Here is a 26,090-nt window from a genome sequence, read left to right on the forward strand (position 1 = left end):
ACAATTAACACTGATACCACAAAATCTTAACTTTTGTAACAAATTTAGCCGCTTGCATAAAACTTAGCTCATACACAGATACTTAAGCAAAGAGTAGTGACTGTCATTTAGATAGCTCCTAACCTGATTCTGCTGACTATTTTGCAAAAGGTAAATTTACATGGTTTATACATTAGAAAGAACCAGCGCCCCAGTTGAGAGTAGTTACACTCCACCTAACCCCAAGCCTTTATTACCCAATCAAGAGCCACCAAAAACCACAACCACCGATACAGAAGAAACTACTCCACCCAGCGAGTCTGAAGAAACTACTCCACCCAGTGAGCCTGAGGAAACTACTCAATCTACATAAAATAGTTATGCGTAAATGCTAACGAATCCTCTACTTGAGTATCTGGAGTGCAATACAACAGTGCTGCAATCCTCATATTTAGGTAGGTGAGATATGGATGAGATTTTCATCTCATCCATATTTTTTTGGTTAACAATCTACGATTTTGGATTTTAAATCATACCATTTTGAAAAAAGAATGCGACAGATGGGTAGGGAACATCCACAATCTTTTGGCATATCAGATTATCTTACAGGTGCCGTGCCCTTACAAAAAATTTATCTGCCGCAAACATTATTTGATTTGGTATCAATACAGTTCAGTTAAAAAAATAAATTGACAACAAAACAATAATTTTGGAGGGGGTTTGGGGGACGCAACCGTCACCCAATCGGGTGTTTGGGGGAGAATCCCCCAATTGAGCTAGCTTTTCCACAACTGACAAATCAATCACTAATGCTTTTATCTAAACTGTATTGGATTTTAAATTCCTCCTCCACTGTCGATGTACCATCAAGGAATAATTGGCTAATTCAAAATCTATTGATCCTGAAGCTGAATTTAATTCCTGAAATAGCTTTCAAGCTAGGAAAGAAGAGAGATAGAGATGTCTAAATTTTTCGCAAACACCAAATTAGAGTTCTAGATAAATTTTTGGGTGAATAATTTTTACAATTCACTAACTTTTTTGATATAAAAATAATTTTTATATCAGTTACGGTATAAACACAAATCACACCTTAATATATTGACTGTCTTAGCAGCTATTAAATCTGCAATATATTGGTTTGAGGTGGAGGATGAATTTTGGAAATACAATGGGGATTTAATCTTTTATCCAAGTTTATTCAGTTTGAAATTTGGTTATTTCTTGTGGGTTTAATGTCCTCTGTATTTTTTCTGATTATCAAAAAGAAAATCAATCTTAGAGGATTACTTTTTGATAAAACAAAGAATCAAAAGTATAGCCCAGAGCGATTGCAGTTATTGCTATTCACCCTGATATTTGTTGCGTACTACCTATTTGATGTTAGGCAAAATTTAAATACTTGCAAAGTTTCAAGCTTGCCATGTAGTATGCCACAAATCCGAGCAGAATTTCTCTATGCATTGGGAGGAAGCAACTTTGCTTATCTTTGGAGCAAGTTGACTTCACTTATTAAAGAACGGAGGTCAGAGCGTGCCTAGCATTAATGATCTTTTTGTAATTTTGGCGCTGGTTATCGGTTGTGTTATTACGATTTTTGTTGCAGTTTTAGAAATATTTATTCTGATATTTATTTGGGAAGGTACTTGGAATTTAAAAACTAATAAAAAACGGGGAATTAATCTAGATAAGCTGATTAGTGAAAGCACTGGTGATGCAAGTTTGGCCAGGTTTCAACTGTTGATTTTCACTTTTGTGATTTCAATGAGTTTAGTCTTGATCATTACTAGTAACAAACCACCAGCGTTTCCTACTTCTATTCCCGATCAAATTTTGGGATTGTTGGGAATTAGTAGTACTTCCTATGTTCTGGGCAAAGCCTTACAATCACAGATTAAAGACTCCTCTTCTGAACCACCTCCACCTAGCGAACCACCTCCACAATCGCTACCACCAACAGATCCAAACTCCGATCCTTATTCAGGATAGAAATCCCAGTCAAGTATGATTCAATGATTTGGGTGCGTTAGCCTTGGGTGTAACGTACCCAACTTGTATTTTATAAATCAAATCTAAATCCTATAGTTATCAATATTAAGTATCATGGTGTTAGTCGTGAGAGTTTTTTTGCGGAAACAGGTAAGCGATCGCCGCACATCCAGACACAGTCACTAAACTTACTAAAAATCCAGCCAGAATAACAGTAGACATAATTCATTCAGGGAGTAGGAGAAGCAGGGTTGGTTGCTGTCAAAGCGGGAACGGGTATAAGTTTCTACTCCCAGCGATTTTTTTGCTGAGAATCATAGAGTGATTGACCAAAGTGGAATCAATGGAAAACTATATTTTTCTCAATCTCAGGCTAGCAATTGCATATTACGCAGCCATGACCACCTTGTGACAATCTATTGTATGTATAGAGGACTTCCAGAAAATAAATTATCCAATATAGTCCAATACGCTTGGGTTAAATTAATTAGTGATTAATTTGTCACTTAATTAAAAAAGCCAGATCAATTGGGGGATTCTCCCCCAAACCCCCGATTGGGTGACGGTTGCGTCCCCCAAACCCCCTCCAAAATTATTGTTCTGTTTTTTTGTTGAGTAACTAGTTTTTTGGTTTTGTGATCAATTAATTTTCTTAACCCAAGCGTATTGCAATATGGTCAGAGAATATTTTTATTCTCCCCCTGCTCCCTGCCAAAAAAAACGATAGTAGATTTCTTTTAGTTAGAAGTCCTTGGGAGGCAATTTTGTATTTAAGCTAAAGGCAGAGAGAATTTAAAAGTACTACCCAACCCTTGTTTACTCTCAACTTGGATTTCACCACCTTGCAATTCCACTAACCTCTGAGAGATGGTTAAACCAATCCCTGTCCCGCCAGATTGACGAGCGCGGGATGAGTCAGCGCGCCAAAAACGCTCAAACACATGGGGTAAATCTTGAGGAGCAATTCCAATCCCTGTATCCATAACGGCGATCCAAAGTCGAGATGATTCCGTCCAAACACGTAGAGTAATTGCGCCTTGTGCTGTATAACGTATGGCGTTCCCTAAAAGATTTACTAGTATTTGTTCTGTACGATCCAAATCTGCTAATACCAAAGGCATAGGAGATGGACATTCCAAACGGAGAACCGGGCCATCTTCTAATAACTGGTCTGTAAATTTTTCTACTAATGAATCTAATAAAGGACGTAAATTTACACGCTGTATGTTAATTGCTAAATAACCTGCTTCAGCTTTGGAAAGTTCTTGTAAATCGTTAACCAAACGCTCTAAACGCTTAGTTTCTTTTGCTAGCCGCCGATAAATTTCGGGTGATGGCTCAATTTCTTCATCGGCTAGTTGTTCTAAGTAACCGCGTACAACTGTTAGCGGTGTTCTTAGTTCATGAGTCATGTCTCCAATTAGTTCCCGCCGCCTTGCTTCCACACCTTCTAAACTGTTTGCCATGCGGTTAAAGCTAGCACCTAACTGGTTAATTTCGGGAATATCAGACATTGGTAAACGCGCTTCAAAATTACCAGCCGCAAATTGCCGGGTAATTTGCTCCATGTCGGTCAATCCCTGCATAATCCTTCTAGATACCCAGTAACTCAATCCACCTGCGGCTGTAGTACCCACTATTACTGACCAAATAGTGCTTCGTCGCCAAGCAGTTTCAAATCCTTGCACCAATTCAGCGCGAATATCAATTAAATTTAACCCTTCATTTTCTAGTCGTTCTAAGTGAAGAACAAAGAAGCGAGGAGAAGAAATTTTACTAATGATTACTAAGCTAAATACCCCTACTATCATCACGACTAAGTGAGAGAATAATAGGCGCGATGCTAAAGGCAAGGACTTTGTCCAGCGCCAGTCCTTTTTCATAAGCTGTTATACCAGTTTGATGAAAGTTTTAATGAATTTGGCAAGCAGCAGGGTAAGGAGAGTGGGGAAGATGGGAGATGAGGGAGAAATAGAATTTCAAATTATGGATTGTTCCGTTTCACAATCCAAAATCTAAAATCCAAAATCTAAAATTGTATTAAATTGTAGTTGAGTCATCAAATTTATAGCCTACTCCCACTACAGTTTTAATAAAAGTAGGATTCGCAGGATCGGGTTCAATTTTTTTGCGTAACCGAGCTATGTGAGTATCGACTACGCGCTCATCACCAAAAAAATTATCGCCCCAAAGTTTATCAATTAGTTGGGTGCGGTTCCAAACTCGGCCAGGATTGCTGACAAAGGTGCTTAACAAGTTAAATTCTAAGGTGGTTAAGTCTAAAACTTCTGGTGCGTTATCATCTAGCTGACGACTAGCAGTGCGCTGATCTATATCAACAATAAAATGTTGGCTACGATTAACTTGATTTTGTCCACCTTGGCGCAGGCTACGCCTTAACAAAGCACGCACTCTCGCAACTAATTCTCTGGGGCTGAAAGGCTTAACCATGTAATCGTCAGCACCAGTAGATAAACCAATAACGCGATCGATTTCTTCGCCTTTAGCTGTGAGCATTAAAATATAAGGGTCTTTTGCGCCTGGTTTTTGGCGAATTCTGGCGCAGACTTCTAGCCCATCTAAACCAGGCAGCATTAAATCTAAAATAATTAAATCTGGTGGTTGTTCCTGAAACATCCGTAAGGCATTGATCCCATCACGGCTAATACGGCAGATAAATCCTTCTTTTTCTAAACTAAGTTGGATTAATTGGGCAATTTCTATTTCATCTTCAACAATTAAAATATCCATCTCGATTAGGCGGGAGTATAAGACGCAGAGTTAACCCCAAGGGGAATTTCAAAATTCACCATTCAAAATAAAATTGCAGCCACCATGAGTGATTTCGGTAGCGCAATTTTTTCGCGGTTGCGGTCATTTACTAGTTTTTGACATACTCACCTGTGGATTTGTTGTCATTTAAAGACCAGAAGTGGAGAGATGACGATAATTATAGCCAACCTTAGAATCCTTTTGGATATGCTTTTTAATACTATCTAGGTCAACGAAGTAGTCAGCGACATCAATTAAGATGTCACTGGTAAGAGCTCGTAAACTAACAACTTCTACCCGGACTCCTGTGCTACTAACAGCATTCACAGCATAAGCTAAATCTCCATCTCCACTTACTAAGACAGCGGTATCATAGTAGGGAGCGAGATTGATCATATCTACAGCAATTTCAACATTTAAATTGGGTTTTTTAGAATTCTCGGAAATTTGGAATTCTTTGGTAACAACACGATAGCCATTGCGACGCATCCAGAATAAAAAGCCCTGCTGCTTTTCATGAGAACGGAGACGCATAGCAGGCGATCGCGAGTGGTCTATCCCAGTATAAAAGAAAGCCCGCAGTAATCGTGAGTTCTCTGTTAACCGACAAAGTAATTTGAGATAGTCAATTTCTAAACCGAGTTGCAAGGCTGCTTGCAATAAGTTTAATCCATCAATAAAAATAGCAACTCTACCACGATGAACGCCTTGAAAAAGTAAACTTGATGTTGCAGTGGCTGGTTTGTTGTTTTCTTCAGCTTCTTTATGATTAATTATCTGCCTTTCTTGCCATTGTGATTCCTGTTTCAGGTGTTTATCTTTTTCTTTTTCTTGGGTAAAACTACTAAGATTCATTGGGCTATTCCTCTGGATTATCCATGTTAAGAAGTGCTGGGCAATTGGCAGTATTCACTCTGCGCTGATAAATCAGCATCAGAGTCCATCTATTTTAGATTTGTTCCAATACTTTTCGGTTAAGGGAGAAAAGGGGAATGGGAAAAGGCAAAAAAACAACCTTTAACCCTTAACCTTTTTCCCAAAAGCTATTTTGAGTTCAAAACGCTATCCCTTGTAGTATTGAGATTTGTTCCACTTTAATGGCGCGATAGAGGAACAAAAAAATCTAAAATCGGCAATCTAAAATTTAAAATGGGCACAGTCAATGATATGCAATCAATAGCTGCAAATCGTTGTTTTGGCTGTTGATTGTGCAGATGTCAAAGTCTAAAGCGGAGATTTGCGGTTGGTATCAAAACAGATTTAACAAGATATCCCCAATATTTATCAATAGCTCACTATTTACCCTAATCTACTGAATGTTGGCTTTGCACAAAACAATCAGGAGTCAATGCGTACAGATTCCTATTAAGGAACTGGGCTATAGTGAGCTATCAGCAGTTATTTTTATTGTACATCTATATTTAAAATCAGAACTATAGACTAGTAACTATGGTCTAAAGAAGAAATGTTTTCTGATGCAATCATCAGAAAAAACTATTTTTTGATTTTTGTCAGTTTGATTATATACCAATCTGATTTAATTTGTAGAAATTATTAGCATAGAAAGGAAACAAAAAAGAAATATTTAAATATATTAGGACGTACGCAACTGGCACAGTGATCCTCTGGCATAAGAGTCAAGAGTCAAGGGTCAAGGGTCAAAAATATCGGTTTTTTGGACTCTTGACATTTGAACGCCAGTTCACTCAACGGAGGGAACCTCCGCACGTGACTGGCTCCCCTGGACAAACATCAACGAAAAAAATATGACACTTGCGTAAGTCCTATATATGATATTTTTTACAAATAATTTAGGCTGGTTATGAAAAAATAGATTCCCGCTTTCTTCAAAGATAGAAAATCGGGAATCTAAATTTTTCATTGCGAAAACTATTTTTTAAGCTTCTCAGATGGGGATCAATACTACTCGGTTAAGTGTTTTGAACTCAAAATAGCTTTTGGGAAAAAGGTTAAAGGGTAAAGGTTGTTTCTTTCCATTGAAATATTTCCCTTTTTTCCCTTAACCGAAAAGTATTGAGATGGGGCGACTATGCTTCTGGAGTTTCTTGGGAGAATTTTTTATGAATGCTTTGAGTTTGTTCTCCATTAGCAGAATGTGCTGTCATTAGATATTCCATTAACCCGTCGGAGAAGGGGATACGCAAGTGGAAAGTACCATCTGGCTTCAGTTTAATGTCATGCCCAGCAATGTTGACAGTTGCACCCGGTTCAGTTGCGCCGTGGATAATTAACTCCGCATCCGCTACAAACCAGAAATTTGCTTGGGGACGGCTGAAAACGCGGACATTGGCAGAACGAGTGATTGATTCCCAACGATCGCCTTCTGTAATATAGCCAAGTTCGGTCATGTAATCGCGATCGCTGTTGGGGATGGCGACAAAGCGATCTGTTACTAATTCCTCACATTCATATTGCTGCACTAGATGGGGAGTTTGATAACTCAAGTCAATGTCGGTGACATCGTACAGCCGCACAATCAATTGAGATATCCCAGCGTTGTGCAATTTTTGCTTGTCATGTTCGGAAATGTGCCAAGCAACGTAAGCCCATTTAGGGGTACGGGATGAGAAGGTAATGCTGCTTTCATGATTTGCAGCTGGTTCTGGTGTGGGGGTTGGGGCTACGGGGGTTGATTCCTGCACAGGTGTTGCTTCTGGTGTGGGGGCTGGGGCTACGGGAGTTGATTCTGGTACAGGTGTTGGTTCTGTTGTGGCGGTATCTGGGATGTAAGGGCTAAAGACACGCACGGTTTCAGAACGGTCGATTAATACCCAGTTATTTGCTGCAAGATAACCGATTTCTGCAATGTAGTTGCGATCGCTTCTCGGAATCGCTATTACAGTTTCATTTGTGCCGTCTGGACATTCTAACTCCTGAAGCAACTGAGGAGTTTGGTAACTCAAATCAAGTCCTGTAACATCGTACAAGCGGATCTTCAATTGATATCCGTAATTTTGTACGATTTCCCGGGTTACCTGGGTAATATCCCATAAAACATGAGCTGATTCTGAATTTAGGGGCGTGAGAGTGACTCTGTCTTGAACTTTGCTGTCTGTTTCGTCTTCTAGGATGGAGTAACTGCCAAAGACGCGCACAATTTCGGAACGGTCGATTAATACCCAGTTATCTGCTGCAAGATAACCAATTTCTGCAATGTAGTTGCGATCGCTAGCCGGAATTGATACTACAGTTTCATGTGTCCCAGATGGGCATTCATATTGCTGTACCAGGTGCGGAGTTTGATAACTCAGGTCAATTCCCGTAATATCATACAAGCGTAAAGCCAATTGCGAGCCTGATTCTTGTAGTTTTTGCTGGGTTGCGTCGGAAATTTGCCAGGAAACATTCGCTGAGTGCAAACTTTGGGGCGAAAGAGTTACTTTGTCTGCTACTTGGGTGTCTGCTGCTTCCTCTGTGGTGTAGGGACTGCTAAAGACACGCACGGTCTCAGAACGGTCGATTAATACCCAGTTATTTGCTGCAAGATAACCGATTTCTGCCATGTAGTTGCGATCGCTAGCCGGAATTGCCACAAAGCGATCGTATGATGCTAAATCGCATTCATACTGCTGCACCAGGTGCGGAGTTTGGTAACTCAGGTCGATGCCAGTGACATCATATAGCCGCAGCACTAATGGAGAACCGGAATCTGTCAATATTTGCTTGTTAGCATCAGAAATTTGCCACGCAGCATAAGCCCATTTGGGTGTGTGGGATCTGAGAGTAACTGTGTTCTCAACATGATCTGCTGCTACTGCGCTATCGCTATCATTTGTAGCAGTTGGTATGTTTGATTCTGTAGATTCTTCACTGCCATAAACTTTAGACCAAGCGCCAATTCCTGCACCTGCTGCTACTGCACCAGCAGCTACAGCCCCTAAATTAGGTAGAGAATCATCTGCGGGTAAGCTTTCTACTGTTTCTGTGGTCTCTTCTGGTAGATTTGCGAAAATTTCCTCGATTTCTTCTGTGGGTTCAGCAGTTGCTTCGGCTTCATCTGCTATGGCATTTAAATCCACTTCTGGAAAATCAGGTAAATCTGGAAGTGTGGCTGTTTCGGATGTTGATTCGCCGACATCTGGCAAATGGGGAAGTGCAGCAGCTGTTTCAATAATTGGCAGCGATGCATCCGCTGTTGGTTCTTCCACATCAGGTAGCAATACCTCCGATGTTGGTTCGCCGATATCTGGCAAATCTGGGATGGTGGCGGCTGTTTCCACATCTGGTAGCAATACCTCTGCTGTAGGTTCGCCCACGGCTGGCAAATTTGGCAGTGCGGCGGCTGTTTCAATAATGGGCAGTGCTACATCCGATGTTGGTTCGCCGACATCTAATGTATCAGTATTGGCAGATGTAATTTCAATTGTTGAGACTACATCTGCTGTGGGTTCTGGAACTGTTGGTGAATCTGGGATTGCCTCTGTAGTTTCAGGGCTGGGCTGTTCTATCTCAGCTAGTACTTCATCAGATGCAGGTGTATCCCATAGAGTATAATCACTGCCTTGGATTGTAGTATTAGCATCTTCGGGAGCGCTTTCTCTACTATCTACCACAGACCAGCCGACTGCACCTGCTGCTAAAGCTGCACCTCCAGCTAAGGCTGTAGCCCCTGCTGTGGAGATATTTTCGCCAATGTTGGATTCTGGCTGAGGCGGTTCTGTGGCATTGGCGCTAGGAGCATCTGAAGTATTAGATAATACTGCTTCTGGTGGCGATTCTGGTTGAGGTGTAACTTTAGATGCATCTGCTAAGTTGGGATAAGAAGTATTCACCACTGCTGCTGGTGCTTCGGTATCCCATGCAAATTCGCCGTTATTTCTCATCTCTTCCGATGATAGTGCTGCGCCTGTGCCTGCTGCTAAAGGTGGGTTAGTTGCTGCGGGTACTGACTGATTCGGGTCTACTGGTAAAGGTGGCGCTGTGGGCGCAGATCCTAAGTCTTTATCTGTTGTATCTTCTGCTGATGAGCGTCTTTTGAGTAACCACCAAGACAATCCGCCTAAAGCTGCGATCGCTAACAAAGGCAATAATAGCCAAAATGGCGCTTCTCGCTGCACGCTGGCATTGTTATCCGCAGCCGTTCCCGAGGTTGTATCTGGGACAGTGGTTGCACTAGGGTCTGCGGTATTAGTTATGCCTTCGGTTGTGGGGACAGTAGTTGCAGCCGTTGTCGCTTCAGTTGTGGGGGCAGTGGTTTCAGCCGTTGTGGCAGCAGCAATTGTGGGAGAAATGGTATTAGTTGTTACTGCCGCAACTGCCGGGGAAGTAGTAGCAGTTGTTGCTACCAAAGCTTGTATGCCACCTTTGGCGATCGCAGCTGCTTCGGCTGTTCTAGCTTGTTCTATAGCTTGCTTACCTGGCGGTGCGATCGCAAAACCCAGAAATGCAGCTGTCGCCGCGTTGGGGTTTTTCTTGTAGACGTAAACTAAAGGCTGGGAGAAGGGATATTTGGGATCGGTAGGTGAGGTTTGATGTACCTTGAGAGTCCGCACCCCTGGGAGTTGGGATACTTGATTGGCTAAAGCATAACTGATACCATCTTTACCCAATTGCTTGGCGATTTCTGCGGTGTTATCTTCCGGTACTTGAATTGCATTTGTGCCTGTAGTGAAGTTAGCAGCCTTAAATACTGGATAACTACGCAAATTTTCTCTAGTATCGCTAGTTGGGGGGCGATCAATAACGCGAATTTTACCTTTTGGCCCGCCTACCTGCGACCAATCTGTAATGCTACGTCCCCGGAAAATCCTGGCAAATTCTCTACCAGTCAAGCTACCTTTAAACGGATTCTCCGCACCGACAATGATGGCAATCTTTTCGCGGTATAAGCGGACTTGTGCTAACCCTTTTGCTTGTTCTTGTGGTGTCAAGCCACGTCCTAGGGCTGCTACATCAATTTTGTCCTCTAGCACAGCTTTTAGTGCGGCATCAGTACCATTAGCCCCTACTTCCACTTTACTTCCAGAGAATTGCTGCTCAAAACTCTGTTTCAAGTTTTGATTAATTAGACTCAAGCTACTTGAACCATCAATCCGCACTGTAGTCCCATTTTCCAATGTTTTTGGTAAAGGAAAAGCGGGAGCATCAGTTGCAGATTGTGCCTGTATCGGTGTTGGCACTAAGAGAGTTGCTGCCATAGGTGTAGTTCCTATCGCCAGCAGTAATGCCAGTCTGACTATTGCACTATCTTTCTTTTCTTGTTGCCACATATGCTCCTTATCAGGGTACAGAAAACAGAAATCCGGCCAGCCTTTAACTTATGCTTTTATCTATAAAACGAGGAGACGCGCTAATTATACATCTCTATTAACTTTGTTCTTAGTTGTTGGGAATAAACAAGGGACTAGGGAACGGGGAACAAGGAACAGAATTCATCGCGGGTAGTGCGTCGCCTGTGTGGTTGCTTGGAAGCAGTAAGGGAACAGAGAACGAGGCATTTGGTATTTGCTGCTTGCGTCTCAAAGCGGTATTTGGAGGCTTATAGGCTTAAATGTGCAGTTCAGTAAATGCTTATCAATAAACGAAACTATATTGCAGTAGATGCAGGAGAACAGCGAAAAGCCTTAACTTTTAAGCTTTTGCCCTTGCCCATACAAAACTTTACATATTTCAGTTTAATCAGGCTCACTTACTAAATACTGCGTCTCACTTTATCTTGTTTAGTGACAAGATTTTTAGACTGTTTATTTTTTTTAAAGTATACCCAGCCAGTATTTCGGGCTATCTTTCAAGAAATAAGGGAACAGGGAATAGGTATAAATAGGGTATGGGGCAATTTAATTTTGGATGTGTGATTTTGAAGTAGGGGACTACTTTGGGGAAGATATATCTCTTTAATTAGTCTGACAATTGACTGTTTTTTTATCACTAAGTTGACAGAAATATTTGCTGAATTTTCTCAATTTAAGGTGCGATCGCATTATTGCTTTTAACTAATTACTTGCACAAGCCAGTAATAATCATAGTTCTGGATTATTCTTTGTGAAAATCAACAGCAAATACATTGACAGCATAAAATACTAGCGTACTTAAGCATAAATAAACTTTATATATTTCTAACTTAAATATTGTATTTTTCGATTGAAACTTTATAGTTATCTGTCTATTGATAGTGATAATTTTAATTTTAATAATTATTTAATAACTCGCCTCCAGACGAGTAAAATCGCCTATGAATAAGCAAAATATAGTATTGAAGCTGAGTAAAATCACAAATATTGACCCAACTTTTTTACAACGCTTTTGGCAGGTAGGAAAACTTTATTGGCAAAGCGAAGAGAAATTTGGGGCAATTGGGTTGCTGTCAATTCTCATATTGATTGTTGTATCTACTACACAAATAGATGTCATTGTTAACACTCAAAAGGGTAATGTACTATCTGCGCTAACGGCAAAAAATTCTAGTACATTCTGGGAAACAATCAGTTATTTGCTGGGTTTATACCTTTTTTTAGTTTTAGTTTGGGCAGCTTACAACTATATCAGAAAAAAGCTAACTCTTTACTGGCGACGCTGGCTAACGGAGCATTTCCTCAATCACTATTTTAGAAATCGGTCTTTTTATCAGCTTACTCAATCCCAAAGAGAACTTGATAACCCAGATCAACGGATATCTCAAGATATATTCAGTTTTGTTGATGGGTTTATTTCTTTGTTTTTTGACGTGTTATACGCTACTTTACAGATGATTGCTTTTACTGCAGTCCTCTGGTTTATTTCACCAAATCTAATGATTGTTTTGGTCGTTTATGCCGTCAGTGGAACTCTTGTAACGGCAGGTTTTTTTGGTAAAAAATTAGTTAAAATCAACTTCGACCAGAATAAAAAAGAAGCTAACTTTCGTTTTGGCTTAGTCCGATTGCGAGAAAATGCTGAGTCTGTAGCTTTTTATCGAGGCGAAGCACAAGAATTAAGCCATATTAAATCTTTGTTTGATTTAGTATTTAAAAATTATAATTATCTGCTGCTATGGCAGGAATTATATTTAAATGGATTTGTCAAAATTTATGAATTTATACCCCAAATCATCCCTGCAGTAATTATGGCTCCACTAGTGCTATCGGGACAACTAGATATTGGAAAATATACCGAAGCACAAGGAGCATTCTTAATCCTGTTTTGGGATATGTATGTGATTACTCGCACATTTAATCAATTGACTGGTTTTGCAGCAGCCATTGAAAGGTTAGCTGAATTAAATTATTTTCTCAAAGAACCTAAAAATAGCGATTCCTGCGAAATAGTTCCGAATTCAACAATTCAGACTGTCGAAAATAGCCATTTAGCAATTCACAACCTGACATTGTATACACCAAACTATCAAAGAATATTATTTCACGACGTTTCGCTGACATTGCAACCAGCACAAGGGCTATTAATTGTCGGCACAAGTGGCTGTGGAAAAAGTTCTCTATTGCGAGCGATCGCAGGTTTATGGAAGTCTGGTACTGGTACAATTAGTCGTCCCAACCTTGAGGAAATCCTATTTTTACCTCAACGTCCTTATATGATATTGGGAACTCTCCGCGAGCAGTTAGTATATCCCCAAGTTAATACTAATATCAGTGACCAAGAACTCGAGCAAATTTTACAAAAAGTCAATTTACCAGATTTAGCCGCAAGATTTGGCGGTTTTGATGTCGAAAAAGATTGGTCTGATGTGCTATCTTTAGGCGAACAACAGCGCGTTGCGTTCGCGAGAATTTTAATATCTCAACCAGATTATGTAATTTTAGATGAAGCTACTAGCGCTTTAGATATTAAAAACGAAGAGAATCTTTATCAACATTTGTACAACACACAAACAACTTTTATTAGTGTTGGACATCGTCAGAGTCTCTTTAAATATCATCAACAAGTTTTAGATTTATGTGATGGCGAAAAGTGGGAAATTAAGTGTATCGGATAATTGGGCATGGGGCATGGGGCATTGGGCATTGGGCATTGGGCATGGTAATTGGTAATTTCTTCCTTGTCCCCAATCCCGAGGAGTTCTTTAATTTTGAATTTTGAATTTTGAATTTTGAATTGATTTGTCCCCAATCCCCAGTCCCTAGTCCCCATTCCCCAATCCCCCACCCATCAACAAACCAATCTCCGCTACTGTCGCCGTATGTGCATCTAAAATGGCGACAAATTCACCTCTGTAAATTACAGCAATGCGATCGCTCATTGCCATGACTTCTTCTAACTCAGTAGAAATATACACAATTGCGGCACCGCGATCGCGTTCTGTTAATAATCGCGTATGAACTGCTGCGGTTGCAACCACATCTAAGCCTCTGGTAGGTTGCATAGCGACGATTACACTTGGTTGGCGGGCTAATTCTCGCGCTAACACCACCTTTTGCTGATTTCCGCCGGAAAGCTGGCTTACCTTAATATCTTTGCCTGTGGTGCGAATATCAAATTCTTGGATTGCAGTTTGAGCATGATTAGCGATCGCTTCTTGTTGTAACAAAAAACGGCGACAAAATGGTAAATGTTTAAAAGCCTTTAAAATTAAGTTTTGGGCAATGCTAAATTGCATCACCAAGCCCATTGTTTGCCTATCTTCTGGGATGTAGCCCACTACGCAAGGATTGTGGCTAAACTCGATTTTACCTTGGACAATAGTGCGTAAAAGAGCGATCGCATCTGCTAATTCTCGCTGTCCATTTCCATCGACACCCGCCACACCTAAAATTTCCCCAGCCTGCAATTCAAAAGATATATTGCGGACAGTAGAAATACCTTTATCATCAGCAACCTGTAAATTTTGCACCGACAGCACAATTTCCCCTGTTGATTTCGGGCTTTTATTTAACTGTAAAGCCACCTCGCGCCCTACCATTAAATCTGCTAACTGCTGGGATGTAGCTGCTTTTGTGGTGGTTGTAGCTACAACCTTTCCCTGTCGCAAAACTGTGACAGTCTCGCAGAGATGCATAACTTCTTCTAATTTGTGGCTGATAAAAATAATTGTGTTACCTGCGGCTGCGAGTTGGCGCAAAATTGCAATTAATGATTCTACTTCTTTTGGTGTCAATACGGCTGTAGGTTCATCGAGAATCAATAACTTAACTTTACGGTAAAGAACCTTGAGAATTTCCACCCTTTGTTGTGCCCCAACAGGCAAATTTTCTACTTTAGCAGTGGGGTCAATTTCTAAACCGTAAGCTTGAGATAATGCAGCAATTTCTTGTTGTTTCTGGCGTAAATTCAGCCACCAGCTTTTCTCAGTTCCTAAAATAATATTTTCTGTCACAGTTAATTGAGGTACAAGCATGAAATGCTGATGAATCATGCCAATTCCCAATTTAATTGCTGCATGAGGTGAAGTAATTTTTATAGGTTTTTCTTGTAAATAAATTTCACCAGCATCAGGCTGATAGAGTCCACTAATAATATTCATTAAAGTACTCTTACCAGCACCATTTTCACCTAAAATTGCATGAATTGTCCCCGATGCCACACTCAGGCTAATATTATCGTTAGCCACAAAAGACCCAAAGCGTTTAGAAATATTTTGCAGCCGTAAATAGTTCATCTGAATCAGAGTTGATACTTTCAGGGACAAGAGAAAAGCTTGCCCTAATGATGGCAACTTAAACGCAATTTAGAACTACTATAATACTGATATTTAATTTTTGAAATATATAGGACTCATATTTTTGAAGTTCACGTAGGATGCGTTAGCGATAGCGTAACGCATCTGACATTTTTTCAGGAATCAAACTTTATTCCTATATAACCAACAAAAATGAGTGGAAATTGCCTATGAGAGTACAATTCTCCACTCATAATTTGCTGAATTAGTGCCAAAAGAACAAGACCCTGCTCAGATATCAATTTTCCAGAGTTGGGAATAATTAGCGAGATTCAGTACCTTGATTGGGGCTACCTGCTACATTATCTTCGCCTGGTGCTTCTGGTTTTGCAGTTTCTCTAGCATCGCTTTGTTCTGCATCACCAGTTTTGCGGATGCTATCTTCTAAGGGGGTTTGATAACCACCAGAGGCTGTAGGGGTAGTACCTTCGCTATTAGATTGATGCTTTTGTTGTTCAGACATAATTAAGGCTCCTGTGATTTAATTTATGCCTTATTTTATGAATATGTGAATGGAAATTTAATCTATCTAGAATATGGTTAAGGCTGCTTCATACCTCTATCGGAAGTAATGTTTAACCTGTTAAGTAGTAGGCGCAATTAAAAATCAATCTTTTAACCTGTAATTTGTTATTAGTCATCTGTCATTGGTAAGGATTACAAAATTTAAATTATCAAGAGGTAATAGATGAGAAAATATATAAATGTAGAAGCGCTTTGCAAAAATCAAATATGATTCCTATGATTTAGCAGTTCACGTAGGATGCGTTAGCGATAGCGTAACGCATCAGATAGCTGAGTTTTCTCGGAAATAAAATCGGATGCCTATAGATGTATAATCACTTTGCAAAAATCAAATATGACTTCTATGATTTAGCCGTAGATTCTGAGTAAATTGAATAACCGTAAAATCGAAATTTTTGTAAGATAAATTATATAAGAATAATTAATGAACCAGAGCAATTTAGAATTACCATCTGGCTGTACTCTCCGCAAAGCAACATCTCAAGATAATTGGCCGATTCGGTTTTTGGTGTTATCTGCTAAACTCGATCCAACTCAATTACGCTGGCAACAATTTTGGGTAATTGAGTGTAATGGAAAATTAGCAGCTTGCGGACAGCTACGCAACTTTGATGATACTCAAGAACTGGGTAGCTTGGTAATAACACCAGCTTGGCGCGATCGCGGTTTGGGGAGTTTACTGACACAGCATCTCATCACTACAGCCACGCAACCGTTATATCTAGAATGCCTAGGACAGCGTCTAGCAGAATTTTACAGTCGTTTTGGCTTTGTTGCGATCGCCTTTGAAGAATTACCGCGATCGCTTAAATCTAAGTTCGGCTTGTCACAATTAGGAAAAAAACTGATTCGGGTTCCTGTAGTGTTTATGCAATATCAGAATCGGTGATGGGTAATTGTAGTAGGATGCGTTAGCGCTAGCGTAACGCATCCGCACCAAAGCTATTATTTCTTAGCAAAAACCGTCAATAAAACAGGCCCTAATAAATAATAGTGTCCAACACAATCTAAACCAACAGCAGCCCCCATAACTTCCCGTTGATTAGGACTATAAAATCTCACTTTTCCTAGAGAACCCATTGTTATTTGCACTTCAGATTTACTTTTCAATGTGGTGTCAACTAAATAAAAGCATCCGCCTGGTGAAAGCACTCGCGCCACTTCGCTGAAAATCTGTTGCGGTTCCAAATAGTGTAAAAAACTGATCGTGTTGAAAACTGCATTAAATTGTCCTTCAGCAAAGGGAAGAGACTCCGCTTTACCTTCAACATAAATTAACCGGGGACGATGGCGATTATTGCGTCTGGCTACCCGCAACATCTCACTCGATAAATCTAATCCAGTTCCACGCAAATCGGGAAACTTTGCAGCTAGGCGTTCGAGTAACCTTCCAGTACCACAGCCTAAATCTAATACATTTGGGTGAGGTGGTAAATCGACAAATTCTAGCAACCGTTTGTGAATAGTTTGATAGAACACAGAGGGTAAAAGCCAGTCGTAGCTTGGTGCCCAAATATCAAAAATTTGCTTTTTGTTACTTATAAATTCACTAGCCATAGTTAGCAATAATTACAGTATTTGCAGGTAAATGAAGTATACAATTAGGGATACAATAAGATTGTATCCTAACAACAATCTGTAACTCATTTATTTACAATTTACTGGAATTAATCACTTCCTATACTTCTTTACTCACCCAGGTTACGCCATTTCAAACTTTAATTGATGACTCTTGAGAAAATCATGAGTAAAATGGTCTACCACATTGGTATTGCTTAATTCTAAATTATAAAAATCTACGAATTCATGGTCAAAATATGGCCCCGCGTGCCAAGTTCCTACCTCTAACTTAATAAAACAATTCCCTGGAATGCGAAAAGCGGCGATTTCTTCTAAAGCTGGTTCATTTACATCATTATGAGGAGGACAAACTGCAATTAACCAATCCTTACCTTCCAATGAACCTAAACATTGAGTACATTGCACATGACGGGTAATTTTATGAAAACTGCGCCCTTTACGATGCAAGCGCATAATATAAAAGCGTGGCGTGCCATTTTGCAGATTTAATTGTGCATCTTCTACATCAAAAGCTTTACCATCTGTACTTGCAAAAATCACCTGTCCATAACGCCGAAAATTTTCTGGTGTTACCAATTGAGCTTGTAATTGTTGGACTGTCTGTGATGTACTCATATAAAAACCTATCAAGATTTAAAATTTAAATTATTCCCATTCTAGTGATTTGGGAATCAGTGATTTAGGAATTATTGACGCTTGTTTGGCTTTATCTGAAGGTTTGGTATACCACCAAGCCCAAGCAATAAAAACTGCTTGGAAAGGAAGCCGGATTGCTTGTAACCAAGGCGAATCTGAATATGGTATGGTTTCAATCTTAATATGATTAACTGCCATATTGATATTCGCAGGGAAAACCGCAATAAATAATAAAATTAATCCCCAAGCTGCGGCTTGACTCACAGGTGGAACCAATAAACCTATCCCACCTAAAATTTCATAAAAGCCGCTGAGATAAACTAATTCTAAAGGATATGGCAGTTGCGGAGGCATAATTTTAACGTATGGTTGTGGCACTAAAAAGTGTGTCACTCCTACAATGATGATTGATACTGCTAGGATGACACGCCAAAGTTCTTTATTTTTGTACATTTGAGTTACCTAATCTCAACATAATTATTAATTCGTAATTCGTAATTTGTAATTAAGCAAAGGGTTAGAGTCCCAAACCTCAGACAGTTTATACCGTTATGGTGGAGTTTAAATCCCCATTCATCACGTAATTACGTGGGCGTAAGCCTTGGCTTTGCAACCTATCGCGAACCCACAGGGTATTAGTAACTACGAATTGTTAATTACTCACTTGTCTTCAGTTTTGACGATTAATGTAATTTTGTCTTCAGCCTACAGTGAGAATCAAGGGTTATTTATCAAGAAAATTCGGATGCGTTACGCTATCGCTAAGGCATCCTACGGTAAACTAAGGTGCTATTGGGATGGTAATTACAAATTCTGTTTCTTGTTGAGGTAGAGAATTGACAGTGATATTACCACCATGTTTTTTAATAATGGAATAGCTAACAAATAATCCTAAACCTGTACCCCTACCTATAGGCTTAGTAGTGAAAAATGGTTCAAATATCCGTTGTTGAATATGCAAGGGAATAAAGCTGCTGGTATTGGCGATCGCAATTTTTATCTGCTCATTTTCAACTACTTCTGTACGAATCCAAATTTGTGGCTGTTCGATATTTTGTCCAGCTTCGCGAATCGCATCAATAGCATTATTCAGGATATGCAAAAATACTTGATTCATCTGTCCCGGATAGCAGGTGACGGGGGGAAGATTAGCATATTGTTTAATGAGTTTTATCTCGGGTTGGTTTTTATAAGCTTGTAAGCGATTTTGCAAAATTAATACTGTACTTTCGATGCCACTATGTAAATCTACTGCTTTAATCGGTGCTTCATCTAAGCGAGAAAAGTTACGTAAACTCAAGACAATCTGACGGATGCGATCGCTCCCTGATTCCATTGATTGCAAAATGTCAATTACATCTTTATAAAGAAAATCAATATCGATTTCATCTTGTTTAGCTTGAATTTTGGCAGAAGGTTGAGGATATTCTTGCTGGTAAAGTGTGATTAAACTCATCAAGTCGGCAATGTAATTTTCTAAATGGTCGATATTGCCCTTAATAAAACTGATAGGATTGTTAATTTCGTGAGCAATTCCTGCTACTAATTGCCCCAATGATGACATCTTTTCAGAATGAATTAATTGAGCATGGGTTTTTTGTAGATGTTGCAATGTATCTTCTAAATCTTGAGCTTTTTGATTGAGTGCCTGGGTTTTTTGCTCTACTTCTGCTTCTAGATTTTGGGAATAATTAGCGATTTGTTGATACAGTCGAGCATTTTCTAAAGAAATGGCAGCTTGGGTACAAAGAAAATCTAAAATCAGGATGCGATCGCTCGTAAATACACCACTGGTAGAACGATTCTTCAAATACAAAATCCCAATCAAATGTCCTTGATGGAGAATTGGCAAGCACAAGATACTTTTAGGTTGCTGTTGAGTGAAATATTCATCAATGACAGGTAAATCTGTTTTCAGATGCTCAATTACTACAACTTCTTGGCTATTTTTAACATACTGAATCAGCTTGACTGGTATATTACAGTTTCCTTCTAGCGGTTGCGAGCAAAGTTCTGTAGTTTCTGGTGTTGCAATGGCTTGGAGATACCAATTACCATCACTATGGGGTAAGATTAAAGCACAGCGATCACCACCAGAGTTTTGCAGAATAATTTGAGTTAATTGGCGCAGTAGTTCATCAAAATGAATTGTACTCGAAAGAGTTTGAGAAGCTTTGAGAACGGCAGCAAAATCTAGAGCTGTGTTGAGACTCTGACTAGCAGCTTGGGTAACATTTGTAGAAGCATGAACTGAGGTGCGGGAAGTAGCAAGAGTTGCCAGATTTTCTAGGGGATTCCAGCTTTGGCTGGCTGGCTGTAAAACTGGGCGTAGTAAATCGGGGTAGCGATTGGCTAAATCATCGGTTTTGGCTTTTGCACCCCAACGGGAATAGCAATAATAAGCTGACTGCATATAACCCGCAGCTACATTTTCTTTACCCCAATCAAGGTAAAATTTAGCGGCAAGTTCGTTTGCTAAGGCTTCTTCTTGCAGGTAGCCGTTGTCTTTAGCTCCTGCTATGGCACGATCATAGAGTTCCATTGCTGTGTAAGAATTACCAGACACGCGACAACATTCAGCTTCTACTAAATGCAATTTATGTAAATGATTATTGGGGGCATAATCTGCATATTGCTTGAGTTTTGTTTGATGACTTTGAACGCGCTGCCAAATATGAGATGATTCTTCAGTCACAGATTTTAAGATTGCCAACTGCGCTAAAGCATCATAAAAAGGCAGCAAAACGCTAACAAATAATCCTGGTACGCCATCTAAATATTGTTCAGCAAGAGTGGCTTGGGCGATCGCTTGTTCGTATTCGCCAAACAAGTAGCAGAGAATTACTTTGTTAATTTGTACATGATAAACAGCCGGGCGATCGTTAACTTGTTGGTGTTGGGGTAACATCAAATCTTCGTTGTAGACATCACCAACCAAACGATAAGGAACTTGACTGTCACCTAGTAAATTTAAAACCGCTTGGTGATAAGCTTTGTGATAATTCAAGGCTGTGGTTTGTTTTAGTTCTGCGATCGCTATCCCATAGGTGGCTAATTCTGCTTCTAATTCTGTCAATTCTTTACCAACACAGTAAGATTGGAAACTATAGCCAAATATGCACCATACCGCCCATTCTAAATCCCCCGTTGTCAATCCACTTTGATAACCTGTGAGTAAAGATTCTAGGGTTTTTTGCAGAGGATCTTGCCAATGTCTAATAAAATTGTTGAATACAGCTGTGATTTTGGCACGTAGTTCTTCAGCCGAGAATTGCTCTATTAAATTTAATGCTAGTTGCCCAAATTGATAGCTTGTTTCTACAGCACCAGTAAAAGCACAAAGAATTAAGCCATAATTTGCATAAGCAAAAGCCGATAAGGTAGTATTACCATATTCAATTGATAAGTTAACCTGCTTACCGATAATTATGGGTAACATTTCGGGACAGCCATTATAAGCAGTACCAAACATACTCGACAAAATGCGAATTGCTGCTTTGGTGCGCGCATCTGTCATTAAAGGCAAATTAACTAATTCTAAGGGTTCTTTTCCTGCTAATATCTGATGAGTTTCCCCCATCGCTTTACCGATATCTTCTGGTGTGGGATAGGCAGGAATATCTATACCCAAATCATGGAGAATAGACAAAGCTGTATCTAATCCTAACCGCAGTTGATTCTTGGCAACACAAGCTAAAATTTTGGTTTCATAAATTGGTACACTATCTAAAATATTATTGACGTATGTAAGAACAATTTCCGCTAATTGTTCCATCTGCTCAAAATCAGTATTAAGATAAGCAGCTTCCACTGCTTCTGTATATACTGCGAGCATTAATTCATAAAATTCTTGCCAATTATGATTTGCTAACAATGTTCTCGCTATGCTGTAATAATCTACTGCGGCGGCATAAGCTGTGGCGTGTTTAGCTCTGCGCCCAGCAATTAACGCCAATTCAGCTAATTTTCTTTGCTCTTGGTAATCAGTAATTAAATCAATTCCTAATTTAAATTGATTAACTATATCAAAGATTTTTTCAGTAATTTCTGTTGGGTTTGTATATTTCAGTAACAGTTGCCCAATTGTGAGATGAGTAGTTTGTTTTTGCTCGATGGGAATTAGCGAATAAGCCGCTTGTTGAACGCGATCGTGTAAAAATCGATAGGTAGCGTTTTCATTATTTGTATTATCTACATCTGCGCGATCGCCGATTAAATAAAATTTATAAACTTCGCTTTGGGGCAAAATTAACCCTAACTCTAAAGCCTTCCATAAGGCAGTAGCAACTGTAGTTTCTGATTGCTCCGAAATAATTACTAATGTCTCCAAATCAAATTGATTACCAATACAAGCCGCTAGTTTTAATACTTCCTGTGTCTCAACTGGCAGTTTTTGCAATTGCTGCGCCATAAACTGTACTACATCATCTGTTAATGCCGCAGCGCTTACCTGAGTAATATCACATTGCCAATATCTAGTTTGGGAATCAAATGTAATCAATCCATCTTGATGTAATGCTTTCAAAAATTGGGTGGCAAAAAAAGGATTACCTTGAGTTTTTTGATAGATCAATTCTGTTAATGGTTGCGCCAATATCGCGGCACAATGCAAAGTATCGGCTACTAACTGATTCAAACTTGGCTGTGATAAGGGCTTTAAGGTAATAGTATTCACCTTGGCTTGAGCTTTGGCAATCGCATCTAAAGTCAACATCAAAGGATGCGCCGCAAAAACTTCATTATCTCGATAAGCACCAATTAATAATAAATGCCCTGTGGATGATTCACCCATCAATAATTCAATCAACTTCAGCGACGCAGAATCAGCCCATTGCAAATCATCTAAAAATATCACTAAAGGATGTTCTGGGGTGGTAAAAACTTGAATGAATTTCTCAAAGAGTAAGTTAAACCGATTTTGGGCAGATATACCTGATAATTCTGCTGCTGGTGATTGTGCGCCAATAATCCGTTCTAGTTCCGGAATTACCTCAATAATTACTTGGGCATTATCTCCTAAAGCAGCCAGAATTTTAGTTTTCCAAATTTGCAATTGAGTATCAGATTCCGCCAGTAATTGCCCCATTAAATCGCGGAATACTTGCACAAAAGCAGAGAAGGGAATATTACGATTAAATTGGTCAAATTTACCTTTAATAAAATAGCCTTTTTGACGGGTTATCGGCTTATGGACTTCATTAACAACAGCTGTTTTCCCAATACCCGAAAATCCCGCCACCAGCATCATTTCTGAATTACCATTGGCAATGCGCTCAAACGCTTTTAGCAAAGTGCTAACTTCCGCTTCACGCCCATATAATTTCTCCGGAATCAGGAAGCGATCGCACACATCCCGCTTGCCAATTTCAAAGTCTGTAATAATGCCATGATTTTTTAATTGAGATAAACAATTTTCTAAATCATGCTTTAATCCCAAAGCACTTTGATATCTATCCTCAGCATTTTTCGCCAACAATTTCATCACAATATCAGAAATTGCTTTTGGTATCTCTTCACTGTTTCCTAATTCCTGAGGATTTTTCGCTAGATGACAATGCACTAACTCCATCGGATCATCACAAACAAATGGCAATTCCCCACTCAATAATTCATAAAATGTCACACCCAACGCATAATAATCACTACGGTAGTCTATACCTCTGTTCATCCTCCCAGTTTGTTCGGGTGCAATATAAGCGAGTGTCCCTTCTAAGACATTGGGATTCTTAATTTCTGGGCTTTCTTTGGGTAAAAGAGAAGCAATACTAAAGTCAATCAGGTGAACTTGTTTTGTCTGGGGATTAATTAGAATATTTGCTGGTTTAATATCTTTATGAATAACAAGGTTGTGATGTAATTCTTGGAGAATACTAGTTAATTGAATAGCAATACTCAAAAATTCTAGTAGAGAAAGATGAGTATTTTTAACGTATTCTTGTAAAGAAATATCTCCTGTATATGGCATCGCTAGAATATAACCATTGTTATATGTTTCTAGCGATAGTGGCTGAATAATACCAGGAAAGTTGAGATGTTTGCTAATTATATATTGGTTACGAAATTGCAATAGTTCGTGGAAACTGGGATATTCAGCAGCCAACATTTTAATGATGACTGCAAGTGAATCGGATTCTCGAATAGCATGATATACATTTGTTCTAGCGCCCACATATAGTTGAGAAACAATTTGATATCCAGGAATAATCGGGGTGTAATTTTCATTAGTCATCTCAACATACCTCGTAGCACAAGCTGGTATTACTTTCTTAAATAAGTATTCCCATTACCTAGATGTTGGCTAACAAGAAGGATGAAGTATGTACCCCTATGGGGAAATAAGCTAGGCGTAGCGTCTTTACTGGAGAAGGCTAAAGTATGAAATGCAGAGGTATAAGACTCATATTTGATTTTTGAAGTTCACGTAGGATGCGTTAGTAACGGATCAGCCAAAGCTATTTTGAGATTTTTTTCAAAAATCACATTGTATTCCTATATATGAAATAGGTTTTGATGGATTTAAAATGGTAGCTTTATTATCGCTGTGTTGTCATAGCACTTGAGCATTAAACAAAACTTGAGATAAAGTATTAAAAACAAAAATATAAATCAAAGTTCAAATTTAGCCCTTAGGGTGTGTTTTTATAATCAAAAAGTAGGTTGGTTTAACCTTAGTGCAAGCTAACCCAGCATCAAAATCGTTCTTCTCTAGCCCGCATTTTCAATACAGTGTATGACAACAAATTTTAGTCGGCGTGAATTTATCTTATTTGGTTCAGCAGCGTTTACTACTAGCCTTTTCCTCAAAGCTTGCAGTAGCAATCAAACTAGCACACCCACAATTGCCACTACAGGCGGTACAGAAGGTTTTAAAATAGCGATCGCACTCCCGGGAATTATTACCGATAAAGCTTGGAATCAATCTGGCTATGAGGGCGTTAACCTCGCAAAGCAAAAACTGAGTGCAGAAACAGCTTATGTAGAAAAGGTAGTACAAGCCGATCAAACAGAAGTTTTAACTGATTTTGCGCGTAAAGGCTACAATCTCATTTTTGCTCACGGCGGACAATTTGATGCCGCAATAGAACAAGTCGCCTCACAATTTCCCAATACGTTTTTTGTGGGTGTGAATGGTAATCTCAAAGGAGATAATATTGCTTCTTTACGAATAGATCATCTGCAAGCTAGCTATTTATGCGGCATTATCGGCGCTTCTGTGACTAAATCTAATAAATTAGCTTACATTGCTGGCGAAAAATTTCCTGCTACCGAAGGCGAACTGCGAGGATTTGAATTAGGCGCAAAGTCGGTGAAACCAAATATTCAAATTACTTCGACTTTTACAGGCGATTGGAATGATGTAGCTAAAGCAAAAGAAGCGACTTTGGCTTTAATTTCTTCCGGTACAGATGTGATATATCAATGGTTAGATAATGCCTCAGCGGCAGTTTTACAAACAGCTAGCGAAAAAGGAATATACGCTTTTGGGAATACAAATGATCAATTAGATATTGCACCAAAAGCCGTTTTAACTAGCGCCGTCAAACGTTTAGATTTAGCCATAGCTTATATAGCAGAATTAGCAAAGCAAAAACAATTAAAAGGACAAATATATACAATTGGCTTAGAAAGACCAGATATATTATTTTTAGGAAAATTTGGGACAGCAGTACCGTCAGCAATTCAGCAAAAAGCTTTGAGTGCAAAGCAAGATATTGTGGCTCAAAAAATTATCTTTGAAGCTTGCAAAGAAGGCGGAAAAGATACGCGCTGTGTGAAAAAAGCCGCTGTTTAAATTGTAGTATTCGATGTGTGTTGTACAAAAACCCTCGCCCTCATCCCCTAACCCCTTCTCCCCCTGGAGAAGGGGAATTAAATCTCTTGCTCCCCTCTCCTGGTGGGAGAGGGGCTGGGGGTGAGGGCGAAACATTGCAACCAAGAGGGTTTCACGTTAAGTTGACACCACTGAGCAGTGCTGTACCCCTACCTGTTTGTTGCTTGA

Annotated in this window: 16 protein-coding genes; 6 read left to right on the plus strand and 10 right to left on the minus strand. The window is 39.4% G+C overall.

Going from position 1 to position 26,090, the window contains the following annotated elements:
* Nucleotides 1-160 precede the first annotated feature (160 nt).
* From AACU25_RS25140 to AACU25_RS25150, 3 genes are all read left to right on the plus strand, one after another.
* Nucleotides 161-352 (plus strand): hypothetical protein, encoded by a 192-nt coding sequence (locus AACU25_RS25140; RefSeq protein ID WP_096580331.1) that lies wholly within the window; start codon nt 161-163, stop codon nt 350-352.
* Nucleotides 353-1,139: 787 nt separating this feature from the next.
* On the plus strand, nt 1,140-1,520 hold the full coding sequence (locus AACU25_RS25145; RefSeq protein ID WP_045871065.1) for a hypothetical protein: 381 nt from the start codon (nt 1,140-1,142) through the stop codon (nt 1,518-1,520).
* Nucleotides 1,513-1,968: a hypothetical protein gene (locus AACU25_RS25150; protein ID WP_096580333.1), complete on the plus strand. Its 456-nt coding sequence runs from the start codon at nt 1,513-1,515 to the stop codon at nt 1,966-1,968. Before AACU25_RS25145 ends, AACU25_RS25150 begins: the two co-directional genes overlap by 8 nt.
* Nucleotides 1,969-2,738: 770 nt before the next feature.
* Here AACU25_RS25150 and AACU25_RS25155 read toward each other — a convergent pair.
* From AACU25_RS25155 to AACU25_RS25170, 4 genes are all read right to left on the minus strand, one after another.
* Nucleotides 2,739-3,851, minus strand: a complete 1,113-nt coding sequence (locus AACU25_RS25155) for a sensor histidine kinase (protein ID WP_096580335.1) — start codon at nt 3,849-3,851, stop codon at nt 2,739-2,741.
* 157 nt (nt 3,852-4,008) lie between these two features.
* Nucleotides 4,009-4,719: a response regulator transcription factor gene (locus tag AACU25_RS25160; protein WP_096580337.1), complete on the minus strand. Its 711-nt coding sequence runs from the start codon at nt 4,717-4,719 to the stop codon at nt 4,009-4,011.
* Between the two features lie 168 nt (nt 4,720-4,887).
* Nucleotides 4,888-5,595, minus strand: coding sequence for a LabA-like NYN domain-containing protein (locus AACU25_RS25165; protein WP_096580339.1), 708 nt, complete (start codon nt 5,593-5,595; stop codon nt 4,888-4,890).
* A 1,193-nt stretch (nt 5,596-6,788) separates the two neighbouring features.
* Nucleotides 6,789-10,970 carry a DUF4912 domain-containing protein gene (locus AACU25_RS25170; protein WP_321206647.1) on the minus strand — a complete coding sequence of 1,394 codons (4,182 nt, stop codon included), beginning with the start codon at nt 10,968-10,970 and terminating at the stop codon, nt 6,789-6,791.
* 962 nt (nt 10,971-11,932) lie between these two features.
* On the opposite strand from AACU25_RS25170, the gene AACU25_RS25175 reads away from it, so the two are divergent.
* Nucleotides 11,933-13,669 (plus strand): ABC transporter ATP-binding protein/permease, encoded by a 1,737-nt coding sequence (locus tag AACU25_RS25175; protein WP_096580341.1) that lies wholly within the window; start codon nt 11,933-11,935, stop codon nt 13,667-13,669.
* 144 nt (nt 13,670-13,813) lie between these two features.
* Here AACU25_RS25175 and AACU25_RS25180 read toward each other — a convergent pair whose 3' ends face one another.
* A complete protein-coding gene (locus AACU25_RS25180; RefSeq protein WP_096580342.1) occupies nt 13,814-15,289 on the minus strand; it encodes an ABC transporter ATP-binding protein in 1,476 nt (491 codons plus the stop codon).
* A gap of 322 nt (nt 15,290-15,611) precedes the next feature.
* Nucleotides 15,612-15,812 carry a hypothetical protein gene (locus AACU25_RS25185; protein WP_096580344.1) on the minus strand — a complete coding sequence of 67 codons (201 nt, stop codon included), beginning with the start codon at nt 15,810-15,812 and terminating at the stop codon, nt 15,612-15,614.
* Nucleotides 15,813-16,298: 486 nt separating this feature from the next.
* Here AACU25_RS25185 and AACU25_RS25190 point away from each other — a divergent pair, with 486 nt between their 5' ends.
* On the plus strand, nt 16,299-16,763 hold the full coding sequence (locus AACU25_RS25190) for a GNAT family N-acetyltransferase (RefSeq protein ID WP_096580346.1): 465 nt from the start codon (nt 16,299-16,301) through the stop codon (nt 16,761-16,763).
* Nucleotides 16,764-16,819: 56 nt separating this feature from the next.
* Here the strand turns inward: AACU25_RS25190 and AACU25_RS25195 are convergent, their stop codons facing one another.
* The 4 genes from AACU25_RS25195 to AACU25_RS25210 form a co-directional block, all read right to left on the minus strand.
* Nucleotides 16,820-17,431, minus strand: a complete 612-nt coding sequence (locus tag AACU25_RS25195) for a class I SAM-dependent methyltransferase (protein WP_096580348.1) — start codon at nt 17,429-17,431, stop codon at nt 16,820-16,822.
* 144 nt (nt 17,432-17,575) lie between these two features.
* Nucleotides 17,576-18,070, minus strand: a complete 495-nt coding sequence (locus AACU25_RS25200) for an ureidoglycolate lyase (RefSeq protein WP_096580350.1) — start codon at nt 18,068-18,070, stop codon at nt 17,576-17,578.
* Between the two features lie 30 nt (nt 18,071-18,100).
* On the minus strand, nt 18,101-18,544 hold the full coding sequence (locus tag AACU25_RS25205) for a DoxX family protein (RefSeq protein WP_096580352.1): 444 nt from the start codon (nt 18,542-18,544) through the stop codon (nt 18,101-18,103).
* 328 nt (nt 18,545-18,872) lie between these two features.
* Nucleotides 18,873-24,320 (minus strand): ATP-binding sensor histidine kinase, encoded by a 5,448-nt coding sequence (locus AACU25_RS25210; protein ID WP_096580354.1) that lies wholly within the window; start codon nt 24,318-24,320, stop codon nt 18,873-18,875.
* 501 nt (nt 24,321-24,821) lie between these two features.
* Between AACU25_RS25210 and AACU25_RS25215 the strand changes: the two genes are divergently transcribed.
* Complete coding sequence (locus AACU25_RS25215; RefSeq protein WP_096580356.1) at nt 24,822-25,883, plus strand: BMP family protein; 1,062 nt, start codon at nt 24,822-24,824, stop codon at nt 25,881-25,883.
* The last annotated feature ends 207 nt before the right edge of the window (nt 25,884-26,090 follow it).

The organism is Tolypothrix tenuis PCC 7101 (assembly GCF_963874875.1).
Taxonomy (GTDB): Bacteria; Cyanobacteriota; Cyanobacteriia; order Cyanobacteriales; family Nostocaceae; genus Aulosira; species Aulosira tenue.

Coding starts and splice junctions, on each gene's coding strand:
- AACU25_RS25155 (WP_096580335.1), bottom strand. CDS start 3,851: ATGAAAAAGGACTGGCGCTGGACAAAGTCCTTGCCTTTAGCATCGCGC.
- AACU25_RS25185 (WP_096580344.1), bottom strand. CDS start 15,812: ATGTCTGAACAACAAAAGCATCAATCTAATAGCGAAGGTACTACCCCT.
- AACU25_RS25210 (WP_096580354.1), bottom strand. CDS start 24,320: ATGACTAATGAAAATTACACCCCGATTATTCCTGGATATCAAATTGTT.
- AACU25_RS25165 (WP_096580339.1), bottom strand. CDS start 5,595: ATGAATCTTAGTAGTTTTACCCAAGAAAAAGAAAAAGATAAACACCTG.
- AACU25_RS25140 (WP_096580331.1), top strand. CDS start 161: ATGGTTTATACATTAGAAAGAACCAGCGCCCCAGTTGAGAGTAGTTAC.
- AACU25_RS25170 (WP_321206647.1), bottom strand. CDS start 10,970: ATGTGGCAACAAGAAAAGAAAGATAGTGCAATAGTCAGACTGGCATTA.
- AACU25_RS25215 (WP_096580356.1), top strand. CDS start 24,822: ATGACAACAAATTTTAGTCGGCGTGAATTTATCTTATTTGGTTCAGCA.
- AACU25_RS25195 (WP_096580348.1), bottom strand. CDS start 17,431: ATGGCTAGTGAATTTATAAGTAACAAAAAGCAAATTTTTGATATTTGG.
- AACU25_RS25205 (WP_096580352.1), bottom strand. CDS start 18,544: ATGTACAAAAATAAAGAACTTTGGCGTGTCATCCTAGCAGTATCAATC.
- AACU25_RS25200 (WP_096580350.1), bottom strand. CDS start 18,070: ATGAGTACATCACAGACAGTCCAACAATTACAAGCTCAATTGGTAACA.
- AACU25_RS25180 (WP_096580342.1), bottom strand. CDS start 15,289: ATGAACTATTTACGGCTGCAAAATATTTCTAAACGCTTTGGGTCTTTT.
- AACU25_RS25160 (WP_096580337.1), bottom strand. CDS start 4,719: ATGGATATTTTAATTGTTGAAGATGAAATAGAAATTGCCCAATTAATC.
- AACU25_RS25175 (WP_096580341.1), top strand. CDS start 11,933: ATGAATAAGCAAAATATAGTATTGAAGCTGAGTAAAATCACAAATATT.
- AACU25_RS25190 (WP_096580346.1), top strand. CDS start 16,299: ATGAACCAGAGCAATTTAGAATTACCATCTGGCTGTACTCTCCGCAAA.